The sequence below is a fragment of the Peptoniphilus sp. genome, assembly GCF_034090345.1.
In the GTDB taxonomy this organism is placed as follows: Bacteria; Bacillota; Clostridia; order Tissierellales; family Peptoniphilaceae; genus Peptoniphilus.
In genome coordinates this window covers 15,093-30,679 of the sequence record NZ_JAXDSS010000135.1, presented here as the reverse complement: position 1 = coordinate 30,679, position 15,587 = coordinate 15,093, and the positions used below count along the sequence as shown (strand labels likewise).

Annotated in this window: 17 protein-coding genes, 1 tRNA gene and 1 other RNA gene; 2 read left to right on the top strand and 17 right to left on the bottom strand. The window is 33.6% G+C overall.

What is annotated here, in order from left to right:
* Positions 1–32: 32 nt before the first annotated feature.
* The 13 genes from gap to SOR77_RS09985 form a co-directional block, all read right to left on the bottom strand.
* Complete coding sequence (gene gap, locus SOR77_RS10045; RefSeq protein ID WP_004819210.1) at positions 33–1,049, bottom strand: type I glyceraldehyde-3-phosphate dehydrogenase; 1,017 nt, start codon at positions 1,047–1,049, stop codon at positions 33–35.
* Positions 1,039–2,061, bottom strand: a complete 1,023-nt coding sequence (locus SOR77_RS10040) for a sugar-binding transcriptional regulator (protein WP_320636961.1) — start codon at positions 2,059–2,061, stop codon at positions 1,039–1,041. The genes gap and SOR77_RS10040 overlap by 11 nt, the downstream gene beginning before the upstream one ends.
* 158 nt (positions 2,062–2,219) lie before the next feature.
* Positions 2,220–2,744: a VanZ family protein gene (locus SOR77_RS10035; protein ID WP_320636960.1), complete on the bottom strand. Its 525-nt coding sequence runs from the start codon at positions 2,742–2,744 to the stop codon at positions 2,220–2,222.
* A gap of 14 nt (positions 2,745–2,758) precedes the next feature.
* Positions 2,759–3,130, bottom strand: a complete 372-nt coding sequence (locus tag SOR77_RS10030) for a hypothetical protein (protein WP_320636959.1) — start codon at positions 3,128–3,130, stop codon at positions 2,759–2,761.
* 295 nt (positions 3,131–3,425) lie between these two features.
* Positions 3,426–4,949, bottom strand: coding sequence for an alkyl hydroperoxide reductase subunit F (ahpF, locus tag SOR77_RS10025; RefSeq protein WP_320636958.1), 1,524 nt, complete (start codon positions 4,947–4,949; stop codon positions 3,426–3,428).
* Positions 4,949–5,518, bottom strand: coding sequence for an alkyl hydroperoxide reductase subunit C (ahpC, locus tag SOR77_RS10020; RefSeq protein WP_320636957.1), 570 nt, complete (start codon positions 5,516–5,518; stop codon positions 4,949–4,951). The genes ahpF and ahpC overlap by 1 nt, the downstream gene beginning before the upstream one ends.
* Before the next feature lie 200 nt (positions 5,519–5,718).
* Positions 5,719–7,197: a glutamate--tRNA ligase gene (gene gltX, locus SOR77_RS10015; RefSeq protein WP_320636956.1), complete on the bottom strand. Its 1,479-nt coding sequence runs from the start codon at positions 7,195–7,197 to the stop codon at positions 5,719–5,721.
* 192 nt (positions 7,198–7,389) lie between these two features.
* Positions 7,390–7,551 (bottom strand): FeoB-associated Cys-rich membrane protein, encoded by a 162-nt coding sequence (locus tag SOR77_RS10010; RefSeq protein WP_320636955.1) that lies wholly within the window; start codon positions 7,549–7,551, stop codon positions 7,390–7,392.
* A gap of 3 nt (positions 7,552–7,554) precedes the next feature.
* Positions 7,555–9,693: a ferrous iron transport protein B gene (feoB, locus tag SOR77_RS10005; protein ID WP_320636954.1), complete on the bottom strand. Its 2,139-nt coding sequence runs from the start codon at positions 9,691–9,693 to the stop codon at positions 7,555–7,557.
* A gap of 18 nt (positions 9,694–9,711) precedes the next feature.
* Entirely contained in the window at positions 9,712–9,936 is a 225-nt protein-coding gene (locus SOR77_RS10000; RefSeq protein ID WP_320636953.1) for a ferrous iron transport protein A, read from the bottom strand.
* The gene (locus tag SOR77_RS09995) at positions 9,933–10,169 is read right to left on the bottom strand and encodes a FeoA family protein (RefSeq protein WP_320636952.1); all 237 of its coding nucleotides are present in this window, start codon (positions 10,167–10,169) and stop codon (positions 9,933–9,935) included. Before SOR77_RS09995 ends, SOR77_RS10000 begins: the two co-directional genes overlap by 4 nt.
* 256 nt (positions 10,170–10,425) lie before the next feature.
* An RNA gene (ffs, locus tag SOR77_RS09990) (signal recognition particle sRNA large type) lies at positions 10,426–10,692 on the bottom strand.
* 1 nt (position 10,693) lies between these two features.
* Positions 10,694–10,785, bottom strand: a tRNA-Ser gene (locus SOR77_RS09985).
* A 107-nt stretch (positions 10,786–10,892) separates the two neighbouring features.
* Between SOR77_RS09985 and SOR77_RS09980 the strand changes: the two genes are divergently transcribed.
* Together SOR77_RS09980 and SOR77_RS09975 are read left to right on the top strand one after the other, a co-directional pair.
* Positions 10,893–11,864, top strand: coding sequence for a biotin--[acetyl-CoA-carboxylase] ligase (locus SOR77_RS09980; RefSeq protein ID WP_320636951.1), 972 nt, complete (start codon positions 10,893–10,895; stop codon positions 11,862–11,864).
* A gap of 431 nt (positions 11,865–12,295) precedes the next feature.
* Positions 12,296–12,814 (top strand): nitroreductase family protein, encoded by a 519-nt coding sequence (locus SOR77_RS09975; protein WP_320636950.1) that lies wholly within the window; start codon positions 12,296–12,298, stop codon positions 12,812–12,814.
* A gap of 126 nt (positions 12,815–12,940) precedes the next feature.
* On the opposite strand, the gene SOR77_RS09970 is transcribed toward SOR77_RS09975, so the two are convergent.
* Genes SOR77_RS09970 through SOR77_RS09955 form a run of 4 tightly spaced genes read right to left on the bottom strand, consistent with a single transcriptional unit; the run spans position 12,941 to position 15,587 of the window.
* The gene (locus SOR77_RS09970) at positions 12,941–13,852 is read right to left on the bottom strand and encodes an ATP-binding cassette domain-containing protein (RefSeq protein WP_320636949.1); all 912 of its coding nucleotides are present in this window, start codon (positions 13,850–13,852) and stop codon (positions 12,941–12,943) included.
* Entirely contained in the window at positions 13,824–14,318 is a 495-nt protein-coding gene (locus SOR77_RS09965) for an ABC transporter ATP-binding protein (protein WP_320636948.1), read from the bottom strand. The genes SOR77_RS09970 and SOR77_RS09965 overlap by 29 nt, the downstream gene beginning before the upstream one ends.
* The gene (locus tag SOR77_RS09960; protein WP_320636947.1) at positions 14,311–15,000 is read right to left on the bottom strand and encodes an energy-coupling factor transporter transmembrane component T; all 690 of its coding nucleotides are present in this window, start codon (positions 14,998–15,000) and stop codon (positions 14,311–14,313) included. Before SOR77_RS09960 ends, SOR77_RS09965 begins: the two co-directional genes overlap by 8 nt.
* Positions 15,000–15,587 carry an MptD family putative ECF transporter S component gene (locus tag SOR77_RS09955; protein WP_320636946.1) on the bottom strand — a complete coding sequence of 196 codons (588 nt, stop codon included), beginning with the start codon at positions 15,585–15,587 and terminating at the stop codon, positions 15,000–15,002. Before SOR77_RS09955 ends, SOR77_RS09960 begins: the two co-directional genes overlap by 1 nt.

The following is a 15,587-nucleotide window of genomic DNA, read 5'->3' as shown; positions in this document are numbered from 1 at the left end:
AAAGCAAAAAGCTTCCGCTAATTTATCTCAACTTAAAGTCCTTTGCTAACTTTATCTGTTAAATCAACAACTCTTTGTGAATAGCCCCATTCATTGTCGTACCAAGAAACTAATTTCACAAGTCTGTCTTTTACAATTGTAAGTTGTGAATCAAAGATTGAAGAATGAGGATCTCCAACTATATCAGAAGATACTATATCTTCTTCAGTGTATGCTAAAACTCCTTTTAATTCATTTTCAGAAGCCTTTTTAATAGCTGCATTGATTTCTTCAACAGTAGCTTCTTTAGAAATTTCAAAAGTAACATCAACTACAGAACCAGTTGGAACAGGAACTCTCATTGCCATACCAGTTAAAATTCCTTCAACTTCAGGAATTACCTTTGCAACTGCTTGAGCAGCTCCAGTTGTTGTAGGGATTATATTTTCAGCTCCTGCTCTTGCACGTCTCATATCTTTATGAAGAGCATCATGAATTTTTTGGTCATTAGTATACGCATGAACAGTTGTCATGATTCCTCTTTCGATACCAAAGTTTTCAAGAATAACTTTTGTTACAGGAGCTAAACAGTTAGTTGTACAAGAAGCATTTGAAATTACATCATGAACAGCACTGTCATATTCTGAATCGTTAACTCCCATTACTATTGTCTTGACATCTCCCTTTGCAGGAGCAGAAATAATAACCTTTTTAGCACCAGCTTCGATGTGTCCATGAGCTTTTGCATATTCAGTAAATGCACCAGTTGATTCAATTACTATATCAACCCCTAGTTCTCCCCAGTTCATTTCACTTGGTAACTTTCCATCGATAACTGTAACCTTATTTCCATTTACTAAAAATCCATCTTCTACAACTTCAACTTCGCCAGGGAATTTTCTATATACTGAATCATATTTAAATAAATGAGCATGTTCTTTTATCTTTTCACTCGCCTTTAAATCAGCTATGTGAGTAATATTAAAACTCTTTTCATCTCTAAGAGCCCAACCTCTTAAAACATCTCTACCTATTCTTCCAAATCCCATAATAGCTACATTAACTGCCATAATTTACCTCCTTAATAATCTCGTGCGCTGCACTTTCATCTATAACTAAAACCATATCAGGTCTAAGAGTTGAAATACTTATAATAGCTTGTGCTTTTTCAACCCCACCTGCAACACCTATAATCTTAGGTATGCTTAAAAACTTATCCAAACTTATGCCGACACTCTCTTGAGAATAAACTCTATCTCCCTTTAAATTAAAATAATTTCCAAATGCTTCAGACACAGCTCCACAGTTTAAAACTTTCGAACTTTTCTCTTCATTTATACCCCTTCTTGCCAACATAACATCAGCTCTACCTATACCAAATAGCAAAACATCCAAACTCTTTAACATTTCATAAGCTTCTCTCATTTCACTATCACTCAAAAAAATTTCCATAGCTTGTTTTGAAACAGTCTCCGGTATGGGCAAAAGTTGTAACTTTGCATTTAATTTATTTGCAATTCTGGATGCAATTGTGTTAGCTTGAAATCTCGCTTGGTTACCAACCGATCCCCTTGCCGGTATCACGGTAACATCTAATCTATCCACCTTAGATGAAATAGATTCAGAAACACAATATATGGTCTCTCCACCTGTTACACCTATGAGATCTCCCTCAGAAATTATAGTTTCAAAGATTGATGCCGCTTGCGCTCCCAAATTTTCAACGGTCTCAATGTGAGTACCACTCTCGACAACAAAAACTTTTTTTACTCCAAGTAACTTTTCAATTTCAATTCCAAGAGAACGCCTACTGTTTATCTCACGATAAAAGGAACTCAATTCATTTAAAAATCTATTTCCCTTTTCTTCTATTCCTATCCCTGAAGAAGATACCGAAATAAAATTTTGATTTTTTAACTTTTCAACTTCATCTCTGACTACCCTCTCAGAAATATTCATCCCTTGTGCAATTGTTCTTCTGCCCGCTCTTTCATTACCTCTTATAAATTTAAGTATTTCATACCTCTTTATAAATAAATCTTGAAATTCCGGCACAAATTCCATTAAAAATTCTAAGTTCATGCTTACACCATCTTGTCCCACATGTCATTTTCCGTTCCCACTTAGAGTATATCACATATCTTAAATCAGTCAATAAATTATTATATAGATTTAACTTTTGGTACATAAAAAAGGTTCACTAAATCACCTTATGTAACTACATTCAAAATAATTTCAAATCATCTATACATTATATTCATTAAACATATTGAGCAGATTAAGACCATAAATACACTTAACGAAATTATCGCTAATGTATTTTTAACTTTTTCATGATTATTAAAAAGTTTAAATAGACATTTATATACTACAATCCCTATAGTACCCCCTATGGTATTAAGTAATATATCATCTATATCAAATATTCCTACTTTAAATATAACTTGAATACTTTCAACTATACAGCTACTTATTAATATTATATAGACTTTTCCGATTAATTTTGACTCATATCGAAATGATTCTAAATACATACCAAATGGCACAAATAATACAATATTCCCAATAATATTATCAACTACAAACCTAATTGTTCTCTTATCTATAGCACTCATATAATTATAAATTGTTTTAAATGGTATAATCGAATAAGCTCTTTCGTCCATTCTTTGGTTAAATCCTCTAAACAATATTATTAGTAAAACTAAGACATATAAAAGTATTCCTATATTAAATATACTTCTCCAAATTCTATCCTTTGACACTGCTTATACTCCTATTAATTTATTTTCTTAAAACTTAACACCAACAAAACTGCATTTAACATCACAAGTTTGTTTATAACTTGATAATATCTCATCAAATATGTCATCAAAATAGAATTTTGTGTTATTGCTCCTAAAATACTAAATATAGTTACACTAGAAAGAATAAGTAAAATAATTTTAACTGGTGCTTTCAAATAACATTTTATAGCCCAACCCATGGATACTCCCAATATAAATAGTGATAATAAATTACTAGTTGTGAGTATCATAGTATTATATGTAACTTTTGCATCATAAATAATTTTTGACTGTTCTAACATTATCGGTAACATTATAGCCAATATTATGTATATGGAAGTTGCTATATAAGTCCTAATCTTCATATTTCCTCCTAAAAAATATTATTTATCTTCTCTTATCCATTTAATTAGAGTATCGTACCCTTGATTTATATTTACCTCTACATCCGGTTTAATAGGTTCATTTTCATAAACTATTCCATCTTTAATATGTCCTTTGATTCAATTTTATAAAACATTTTTTCGATTTTATTATATTTTTATTCTAACACACAACCATATTAAATCAATCTATCTAATTCATTAAGAATTCTATAGATTAACTTCTTTAACCCATGATATATAAAAAACAAGACAGAATTAAACCTGCCTTGTCTGTCTATTTTCTCATTAAATAATTAAATGCACCTAAAGCAGCTGTTGCTCCACTTCCCTCTGCAATTATAATTTGTTTAAATGCAGTGTCTGTACAATCTCCTGCTGCAAATATTCCCTCGACATTTGTTGCCCCTTCTCTATTTACAACTATCTCTTTGTGGCTATTCGTTTCAACTCTATCTCCAAGCCATTCTGTACTTGGAACTAATCCCACTTGAATAAAACAACCATCAATTTCTTTAGAAATTTTTTCGCCACTAATTCTATCTGTATAATCAATTCCCGTAACTTTTTCAGTTCCAGATATTGCAGTTGTCTGAGCATTAGTTACTATTTCTACATTAGAAAGTGATTTCAATCTTTTTTGTAAGACTTCATCTGCTTTTAATTCTGGTAAGAATTCTAAAAGTAGCACTTCCTTAGCCATTCCAGCTAAGTCAATTGCAGCTTCAACCCCTGAGTTTCCGCCACCTATTACCGCTACTTTTTTGTCTTTGAAAAGTGGTCCATCACAATGTGTGCAGTATGCAACACCCTTATTTCTAAGTTCTGTTTCGCCCGGTATTCCTATAAGTTTCCACTTTGCCCCTGTTGCTATTATTACAGTTTTGGATTTAAGTTCACCTTTATTTGTTACAACAGTAATCATTTCCCCAGGCACTACATCTTCGACTTTTGCATTTTCCATCAATGCAACATCATAGCTCAAGACGTGAGCTCTAACTTCTTCCATATATTTAGGTCCTTCAGTATATGATGTACCTATTATATTTTCAATTCCAAGAGTTTCTTTAACTTGTCCACCGAATTCTTCGCAAACTATTCCAGTTCTAATGCCCTTACGCGCTGCATATACAGCTGCTGCACCACCTGCTGCACCACCGCCGATTACTAAGACGTCAAAGAGTTCAACCCCTTCAAATTTATCTTGTGCGGATTCTCCAACGGCTTTATCTAAAATTTGCTCTAATGTCATACGTCCATTTGCAAATTCCTCACCATTTAAAAATACACTTGGGACTGCCATCACTCCTCTTTTTTCAACAAGCTCTTTGTGCATTCCGCCTTCTATCATAGTGTGTTTTACATTAGGATTTAAAACTGACATTATGTTCAATGCCTGTACAACATCAGGACAGTTATGGCAACTTAAACTAACTACCGTTTCAAAGTTTAGTTCTCTATCTATCGCTTTGATTCTGTTTATTTCATCTTCAGAAATTTTTGGAGTTCTTCCACCAACTTGTAAAAGCGCTAAAACGAAAGACTCAAATTCATGTCCCAAAGGCACACCGGCAAATACAACTCCGCTGCTCACTTCGGAACTAAGAGAAAAACTTGGTTTGAATTCCAATTCTCCCTCTTTAAGACTAAGCTTATCTGACATTTCTGAAATTTCAGTTACAAAATCTCTAACCTCTTTTGAATTTTCATCATTAGACACCGATAAAGTAATTACAACTTCTTTTTCAAGAAGTTGTAAATATTGTGCTAATTGATTTTTCAAATTAACATCAAGACTCATTAAATTTTACCTACTAGATCTAGTCCCGGTGTTAAAGTTTTTCCTGATTCTTTCCATTTTGCCGGACAAACTTGACCAGGGTTGTTACGTACGAACTGAGCTGCTCTTATCTTATCGATTAGTGCGCTTGCATCACGTCCGATTCCATCTGCGTTGATTTCACAAGCTTGTATAACTCCGTCCGGATCTATGATAAATGTTCCACGTTGTGCCATTCCTGCTTCTTCATCAAGAACTTCAAAGCTTCTTGCAATTTCTTTAGAAGGATCAGCAATCATTGTATACTCAAGTTTACTGATAGCTTCAGAATGGTCATGCCATCCCTTGTGAACGAAGTGTGTATCAGTTGATACTGAATATACTTCTGTGTCTAGACCTTGAAGTGTTGCATATTGCTCTTGTAAATCTTCAAGCTCTGTTGGACATACGAAAGTAAAGTCTGCCGGATAGAACATAATTACGTTCCATTTTCCCTTTAAGTTTTCATTTGATACTGTTACAAACTCTTCTTTCTTTGGATTATAAGCATTTGCTTTGAATTCTGGTATTTGTTTTCCTATTAATGACATATTTCCTCCTTAAGTAATTTATCTATTTCTTAATTTTTTTAAGAATATTATTTGTAATTTATGACTTACACGTTAAGTATACCCCTAAAATTTTGTTTGAAACCTATTATCAATGTTTTTTATACTTTTTTTGTAGATTTTATTTAAAATTCTAAAAAAAGGTACGCCGATTAATCGACATACCTTAAATACAAAAGCATTTATTTTCTAAACGCTTTTGCTTCGTCAAGTCTCTTCAAAAGTTGTTCTTTTCCAAGTAAATAGATGATGTTCTTAAGTTCAGGACCGTGAACATTTCCAGAAATGGCTGCCCTTATAGGCATGAAGAGTTGTTTCCCCTTTATTCCTGTAGATTTTTGGATTTTTTTCATAACTCCATTTGCAAATTCTTGGTCAACTTCTTCTATAGAACTTAACTCATCTTCAAATGCTTTTATTAAATCCGGTACTTGTTCACCTGCAAGTTCTTCTTTTGCATCTTCTTCAGTTATATTCAAATCCCCAAATAAGAATCTAACTTTTTCAGGAACTTCACTTAAGTTACTCAAACTCTCTTTAACCGTTTCAATTAGAAGAACATACCAATCCCAATTTGATTTCATTTCCTCTTCTTTCATAAGTCCTTCTGCTGCCATAAAAGGCATAGAAAGTTCTGCTATCTTTTCAGTTGGATATTGTTTAATATAGTGAGCATTTACCCAGTTCAATTTTTCTACATCAAAAATACCGCCGCTCTTTCCAACTCTTTCAAAAGTGAACTTATCTACCATCTCATCAAGAGTGAAGATTTCTTCTCCATCTTCGCTGCTCCAACCAACAAGAGCCAAATAATTTACCAATCCTTCCGGTAGGTATCCCTTATTTTTAAAATCTTCTACCGAAACATCTCCTTGACGTTTTGAAAGTTTTTTACGATCTTTATTTAAAACTGTTGGTAGATGTACAAATGTAGGCGCAGACCAACCAAGTGCCTCATATAAAAATACGTGTTTTGGTGTTGACGGTAACCATTCTTCCCCTCTTACTACGTGAGTTATGCCCATCAAATGGTCATCTACCACGACTGCCATATGGTATGTTGGAAATCCGTCTGATTTCATTAAAACTTGGTCATCAATTTCATCTGTATTGATTGTAACTCTACCTCTTACCGCATCTTCAAAAGATATGTCTTTATTTCTTGGCAATTTTAATCTGACTACATACTCTTCTCCGGCTTCAATTCTCTTTTTAGCTTCTTCTAGTGGTATATCTCTGCAGAATCCGTCATATTTGGGAACCATACCTTTTATCTTCTGCTCTTCTCTTACTTTATCAAGTCTTTCTTTTGAACAGAAACAATAGTATGCATATCCTTTTTCTATAAGTTCATCAACATATTTCTTATAAATATCTAGTCTTTGAGATTGAATATATGGCCCAGTTTCTCCAACTTCTACCACTTTGCCGTCTTTAACCATAACTCCTTCATCGTAGTCAATTCCAGCCCACTTTAAAGAGTCTATTAAATTTTCAATTGCTCCCTCTACAAATCTTGTTCTATCTGTATCTTCTATTCTAAGAATAAACTGTCCACCATTTTTCTTTGCATATAAGTAATTGTAAAGCGCTGTTCTGAGTCCTCCAATGTGTAGATATCCCGTTGGACTTGGCGCAAATCTAACTCTGACATTATCCATAATTCTAATCCCCCTGTAAATGATTGTGAAAAGCTAGGTCATTCATCTATCTATACGACAACCGCCGTTTAATATCTTATGAATGATTATATAAAAAAACTAAATTCTTGTAAATATTGCCATTTAAAAAGACCTCTTTCGAGGCCTTTAAAATACTTACTCTCTGTAAGATATTATATCATACATATTCAATCAATGAATGTCTTTATTCTCTCCGTGCGGATTCCCACAACAGTTGCTATTACAACTTCCACAATCACACGTTGACTTTTTTGAAAAAACTCTCTTAATCGCAAAGCCTAAAGCCACACAAAGTAACACTAAAACTACTACTGTAGATATTGTACCATTCATCTTTTACTCCTTTACCGATCTGGCTTGTACTTCTTTTACGTCTTTATATTTATTAGGTCTAAATAAAAGATATAAATATATAGCCAAGATTACAATTGCTATTGCCGTCATAAAATTAGCCGGTTCATGCATTACTAAAACTCTTCCGAATTGATATATCATAAGTGCCACTGTATAGGAGAATAGCATTTGATATCCCACCGTAAACCAGAACCATTTTTTATCATTCATTTCTTCTCTTATTGCACCAATTGCCGCAAAGCAAGGTATTGTCAATTGATTGAAAAACATAAACGAAAGAATTGAAACGGTTGTGAAGTTTTGTTGAATCAACGGTACTAAACCCGGATCATCCGCCCCAACGTCTCCAATTCCGGCAACTACACCATACGTACCTACTACAACTTCTTTTGCAACTAAACCAAGTACAGTTGCAACTGCTGCTTTCCATTCTCCAAATCCAAGCGGAGCAAATACAATTGCTATCTTCTTTCCTACGAATGATAAAATAGAATCAACTGATTCAGATTCCCAATCTAAGAAATCTCCTTGAATTGAAATATTTTGTAAGAACCAAATAGCCACAGTACATAACAAAATAACTGTTCCGGCTTTAATTATAAACGCCTTACATCTATTCCATGTAGCTTTTAAGCAATTGACTATAGACGGGAAATGGTATTGAGGTAGCTCCATTACAAACGGCGCCGGGTCTCCATGGAATCTCTTTGTCTTTTTCAAAATTATCCCCGTAACTATTACAGCTAAAATTCCTCCAAAATACCAAAGAGGTCCATACCAAAAATGTCCACCTAGTACAGCTGTAAACATCGCAATAATTTCAGTCTTAGCTCCACATGGCATAAATGACGCCGTTGCAATAGTCATTCTTCTATCATTGTCATTTTCTATAGTTCTTGTTCCCATAATTCCAGGAACCGAACATCCTGTTCCTATCAAAATAGGGATGAAACTCTTCCCCGAAAGACCAAATCTTCTAAAGATTTTATCTAATATAAAGGCAATTCTCGCCATGTATCCAACATCTTCTAACAGCGATATCAAAAAGAATAGAGTTGCTATTATAGGTAAAAACCCTAATACTCCACCAACTCCTCCTATTACACCATCAACTATTAATGATACAAGCCAAGGTGCAACTTCCATTGATTCTAAAAATCCAGTAACTCCACTAGCTATAAATCCACCAAATAGCGCTTCATTTACCCACTCTGTTACCGGGCCACCAACTATAACTATTGCTATGTAATATATCGCATACATAATCCCCGCAAAAATTGGAAGCGCTAAAAATCTATCGGTTATAATTCTATCTACTTTATCCGAAGTAGTAAGACCTACTGTACCTTTTTTAACTGCTGTTGTCGTTATCTCAGTGATAGCCGAGTATCTTTCATCAGTTATAATTCCCTCAGTATCATCGTCATATTCATTTTCAGCTTCCTCTGCTATCTCACTTAGTCTATCTATTTGTTCTTGTGTCAAACTTAATTTTTCAATTAACTTATTATCAAGCTCAAATAATTTTATAAGTAACCATCTTTTAGCTGTATCCTTTGCAACTTTTGGCAACATAGTTTCTATTTGCGCAAGATGTTTTTCAACACCTTCAGAAAATTTAATACTGTAATTATTCTCTGAAATCTTTATAGCCTCTTGCACAAGAATATCTATATTTTCATTTCTAAGTGCAGATATTTCAACTATCTTACACCCAAGTTCTCTCTCAAGCTTTTTAGTATCAATCTTATCCTTATTCTTTCTCACAACATCCATCATATTAAGAGCGATAACTGTAGGTATTCCAAGCTCTAAAAGTTGTGTTGTGAGATAAAGATTTCTCTCTATATTTGATGCATCAACTACATTTATAATTGCATCAGGGTTTTCATTTAAAAGATAATCTCTTGATACAACTTCCTCTAGTGTATATGGAGATAGTGAATAGATCCCCGGAAGGTCCGTGAAAAAAATCTCCCTATCTTTTTTATATTCCCCTGTTTTCTTTTCTACTGTTACACCAGGCCAGTTCCCAACATATTGATGAGAGCCTGTCAGTGTATTAAAAAGCGTAGTCTTCCCACTATTGGGATTTCCCGCCAATGCGATAGTATATGCCATTCTTTCCTCCCGTTCTAATTACATTTCTTCAATTTCAATGAGCTCAGCATCTTCTTTTCTTATACTGAGTTCATAGTTTCTTATGTTAATTTGTACGGGGTCTCCAAGCGGCGCCACTTTTCTTATGTAAATTTCAGCCCCCTTAGTTATTCCCATATCCATAATTCTTCTCTTTAACGGACCGACTCCATTAATCTTTTTAACTCTATAATAACTTCCCACTGTTGCTTCTCTTAGCGTCATTGTAACTCCCCTACCATAAATGCCGATGCTATGTCCTTTCCTATTGCAACTCTGGCACCCTTAATATTAACTATCAAATTCCCATTGTTCTCACTCACAACCCTTAAAGTTGAACCCTCTATAAATCCAAGATTATTTAAATGTTTTGCTTGTGAATCTTCAGGAAGTTTATTAGACTTAACTTTTAATATTTTTAACTCCTTATCAATCGGAGCCATTAATAAACTTAACATAATTTTCTCCTGTCTATTATCATTAACTTAATGTAAATGATAATCTATATTAACTTTTAACGTATTATATCATAATTTTTTAAAAATCACTATATATTGAAAAATATTATTACTACTGATTTCATATTTTTCTTTAATCCTAAATTGCAATATCAAATTAAAAATTTTGTTTATATCGGTTAACTATTTCTAAAAAGATTTAAATTTTCGCACAAAAAAAACCACCTGTCTTTCAGGTGATTAATTTTAATATGTACCATGAACCCGTCTTCGAATGATTATTCATATACGGTACCCAAGTAGTTAACTCAGATAAGGCACCCCCATAACACACGCATGAGCTTGCTTAGTGCTGCTTCCGTCAAGACCTGACACGATTCACAAGTATACATTGTATGGGACCCTGTCGTCACCGCCACTTGCTTGGGGCAGGCTATACAAACAAAAATCCTTGAACGGGAATTCAACCCTGCTATAGCGAATTGCAGGTTACAAGGCATCGCTAATTCCCCGTCTATCATGGATGGCGGAGAGAGGGGGATTCGAACCCCCGATGCCTTTATGGGGCATACGCACTTTCCAGGCACGCGCCTTAAACCAGCTCGACCATCTCTCCACATACTTAGAATAATATTTTACATTCTTTATAAAGTATTGTCAAATTCAAAAGTTTATTTACCTATCTAACCAAATCAATTATAATTTCAATTAGGAAGTGATTAAATGTCAACTAAAGATAAAGTTTTAAAAATACTCGAAGAAAATAGAGATAACCACATGTCTGGAGAAAACATAGCTCTTCAACTTGGCGTATCTAGAACGGCTGTATGGAAAGCTGTTAAAAATTTAAAAAATGATGGTCATAATATCAGTTCTGTAACCAATAGAGGGTATAAATTGGATAACTCATCTGATAAGTTGGATAAGTGGGCAATTATAAATTACTTATACTCTGAAATAAAAGAAATTGATGTCAGAGTTTATGAAACTATCGACTCAACCAACACAGAGGCAAAGCGCCTTTTAAATTCTGAAAATCTTTCAAATTTCACAATTTTAGTTTCTGATGAACAAACTGCCGGACGAGGTCGTCGTGGAAAAAATTTTAAATCCCCTAAGGGAACCGGAGTCTATTTCTCTATTGTGTTCTTTCCTAAAGAAGATTTTTCATATAATTCATTTGACTTAGTCACTATAAAGGCAGCCGTTTCCATTGTTAAGGCAATTGAAAAGACTACGGACAAAAAACCTGAAATAAAATGGGTAAATGATATATTTTTAAATCACAAAAAAATTTGTGGAATACTAACTGAAGCTGACATAGACTTTGAATCTAAGAAAGTTCACTCTATTGTCACAGGAATAGGCATAAATTTCACAACAGAATTTACAGATGAATTAAGTCCCATTGCAGGCTCTCTATATGCTGAAGATTTACTTAGATCTGAACTTGTGGCCGAAGTAATAAACGAATTTTACAAAGCTCTTTATTATAAAACTGATGAAGAAATATTATCCGAATATAAATCTCATTCTCTTTTACTTGGAAGATATGTAAATTTCGAACTCAACGGAACTAAATATGAGGCAATTGCAAAAGATATAAATGAAAAGGGAAATTTAATAGTCCAAACAGACGACGGTAAACTGATGACACTTTCTTCCGGGGAAGTTTCCGTTCGCGGACAATTTTAAATAACTTAGGGCAGACTATTACAAGTCTGCCCTTTAAATAAGTTTTCCATATAATCAAAAAGACATCCGATCGGATGTCCTTTTATGTATAGCTGGGAAGAAAAAAGATGATTGAAATATCCATTTACTTAGGATATTTACAATGTAATAATAACACCTCTTCAGATATATTGCAAGCCTTTTCATAATTTTTTTTAAAATTTTATTTTTAATTCTACTCGGATTAATATCAGAACATTTTTTTTGAAAACACGTTTTCATTTGTTATGTAATCTTCACACTAACAGTCTTTGTATCTTAAACAATCCACCCTTGTTTTAATTTAAATTTGTATTTTCTATTTTTCTTATTTATCATGTAATTAAGGGTTTATGAAACTGTTTATTTTGGTATAAATAGCAAAATTGATTATTTAAAATACGAGGTGAAATATGTTAAAAGATTTAATTAAAGAGAGAAGAAGTATCAGACAATATAAAGAAGATGCTGTTGATAAAGAATTAGTAAAAGAGTTATTAAAATATTCACTTATGGGTCCATCTTATAAGAGTGCAAGGCCGGTTGAATTTTTAGTGGTGGATGATAAAGAAGTTTTAGAAAAACTTTCAGGCGTCGGCTCTTTCTCAACAAAGTACATAGCTGATGTCCCAATGGCTATAGTAATCCTTGCAAATACTGAAACTACTACAACTTGGGTTGAAGAAAGCGCAATTTCTGCGGCTTATTTCCAACTTCTTGCTAAAGAAGAAGGTTTGGACACTTGCTGGGTTAACCTAAAAGAAGGCGAAGCATCTAATGGCGAAGAAATACAAGCTTACTTAAAAAGCTTCCTAAACTTCCCTAAAAATTTAAAAGCCGTTTGTATGATCCCGGTAGGCTATGGAAACGAGAGAGTTAGAAAAAGAAAAGATTTTGAAGTTGACGAAAAAATTCACTACAACACATTCTAAAATTTCAGGGCGATTATCTCGCCCTATCTCATTTTTGAAAATATCTATCCTTATTTTATTTTTACTACACTTATTTATACAAAAAATAAGAGCTGCTCAATCATCGTAGCTCTATGATAAATTTATTTAGTGCACAAATTCTATAACTTTACCATTTGAATTTTTAATAAATTCATAGTCATGCGTAACTACTATAACAATTTTATCTCGTTCTTTTAACATATCCAAAAGGTTTACAACAGATTTCATGGTCTTATTGCACAACCCGCTCGTCGGCTCGTCTAAAACCACTATTGGCTTGTCCGATAAAATAGCATTTGCAATTAATAACCTCTGTTTTTCTCCGCCCGATAAACTTTGTGGGTGAGAGTCTTTCTTTTCAAATAAGTTTAAAACTCTTAGCACTCTCTCCTTACTTAAATTATCTTCGGTCGCCAAAGAGAGTTCTTCCCAAACACTTTCTGTAAAAATTTGATAGTTCACATCTTGCATGACCAGTGAAATATAATCCTGTGGTCTTTTTATTCTCTCTCCATTGTAAAATGTCTTTCCTTTAAATTTTTTATTAAGGCCGCACAAACTCCTTATAAAAGTTGTCTTTCCTATTCCGTTCTCTCCAACTATAAAATTTATCCCTCTATCAATCGACAAATCCATGTCGAACAAAACTTTGCCTCTCTCATAGCAAAACTTGTAGTCTCGCATCTCCAATGCTCCACGTGGAGCATGCTTTTCATAGACGTTCGTTTTACTCCATTCACAGTCCACATTCTCTTTAACTATTTTTTCAAGAGTTCTAAGTTCATATGTAGATACAGTTTCTTCTCTTATATCGTCTTTATTTAACTCTGTAACTCTCCCTTTGTTCAAGATGTACAACTTGTCCATGAGTTCTTTTAAAAAATATAACCTATGCTCAGCTATTATAATTATCTTGCCCATGTCTCGTAGCTTTTCTATAACATTTTTAAACTCATCTATTGAGCTTCCGTCCAAAGACGAAGACGGTTCATCGAAAATATAAACTTCGCCATCCATAAACAGCCACTCCGGTTATAGCTACGAGTTGCCTTTGACCGCCGGACAATTTAAAAATATTTTTTCCAAGCAGATGTTTTGTATTTAGAAGAGTTGAATACTCTTCTATAGTCTCTATTATCTTATCTCTTGGAATGTTTCTGTTTTCTAATGCAAATGCTATTTCATCAAAGCTGTCTATTGAAAAAAATTGGCTTTTAGGATTTTGAAACACCGTCGATATACTCTCACTCCGTTTTGCTATGTCAAGTTCATAGATATTTTTCTTATTAAGAAGTATCTCTCCACTAAAATCAGCATTTGTAAAGTTGGGTATAACTCCATTTATAAGTTTCATAATAGAACTCTTGCCTGAACCTGAATTACCTGTTATTACATTTATTGTCCCTTTTTCAAACTGCATTGAAATTCCATCCAGAACTGTATCTTCTGCATATTTTAAATTCACATTTTTAAATTCAAGCATACTTACCTCTAATAAATATTCCAAACACTACAACACACCCTAAAATCACCAAGTAATCTATAGTTTTAAGTTTTGTGTTAGATATAGAGCTCCTTTCTCTCCCAACTACAAGTCCTCTGCTCATTGCAGATATGGAGACATCGTCCGCAGTTTTTGAAGCAACCATGAACAATGGTACTACTTTAAATTCAAAATATCTAATTGGGTCTTTGAAAAAATTAGATATAGTGATCCCGTACATCTTCATTCCATCATTTATAAACTGTAAATCTATTTGTAGTGAATAGAAAAATCTAAACATGACGGCTATAGGTATTATGAGTTCATCCGGCAAGTGCCAAGCCTTTAAAGCCGCCACCAAGTCCGACATAGTTGTTGTGGATATTGCGTAGTACCCCATCATTATCCCCGGCAACATTCTTCTAACTATGCTTCCAAGTATTAATGCAATTAGAGATAAAACTCCCATTCCCTCTTCAAAATTCTTTGTCAAAAAAATAGATATAGCTATTGCAAGTAACCCCTTTATATACATTTTATACTTCTTTTTTTCAAGCAATAATACAAATGGAAATGCTACCAAAGAATACGCTAATAGAGGAGCTTTATATTCTAAATTCCCCGAAATACATACCGTAGACAAAGTCACAGTCATAATAAGTTTAGTTCTAAAATCAAACATCAGATCATATTCGCTCTCTTAAAATGTTTGTTTAACATTTTTATTCCGAATGTCGCTCCTATATATCCACCAAGGCACCCCATTAGCACTATAGGTATAAATGACCAAGTTGGCATGACTGATAACATCTTGTTGACAAATTCTTTAGGATATCCCATTGCTATAATTTGCTTAATATAAGCTTCTCTAGCAAAAAATATAGGTATTAAATTAAATCCGGCAAACACCGCAAAAACTGTATATGCAAGTCTAGCTTTCTTAATACTCTTGTAATTTCCGGACTTAATAATGTATTCAGAAATCAAAGCTGTAACCACTGTTCCCGGCAATACATAAGGACCGTGTCCGCTCATCATAAATACAAGACCCACCACTATTCCAAGTATTAAAACCATACCGAATTTCTTAATCTTGGTTGAATACAGCATAAATACCGGCGCAGAAACAAGCGCTCCAACGAATGGTACTACAGGCATCAAGACCGGAATAAACCCTATCATTCCTCCACACCAGTAAAGTGCTGTAAGTAAGATCGAAAATAATCCCGCATTTATTAAATCTTTAACTTCCAATCCTTTTTTATCCAT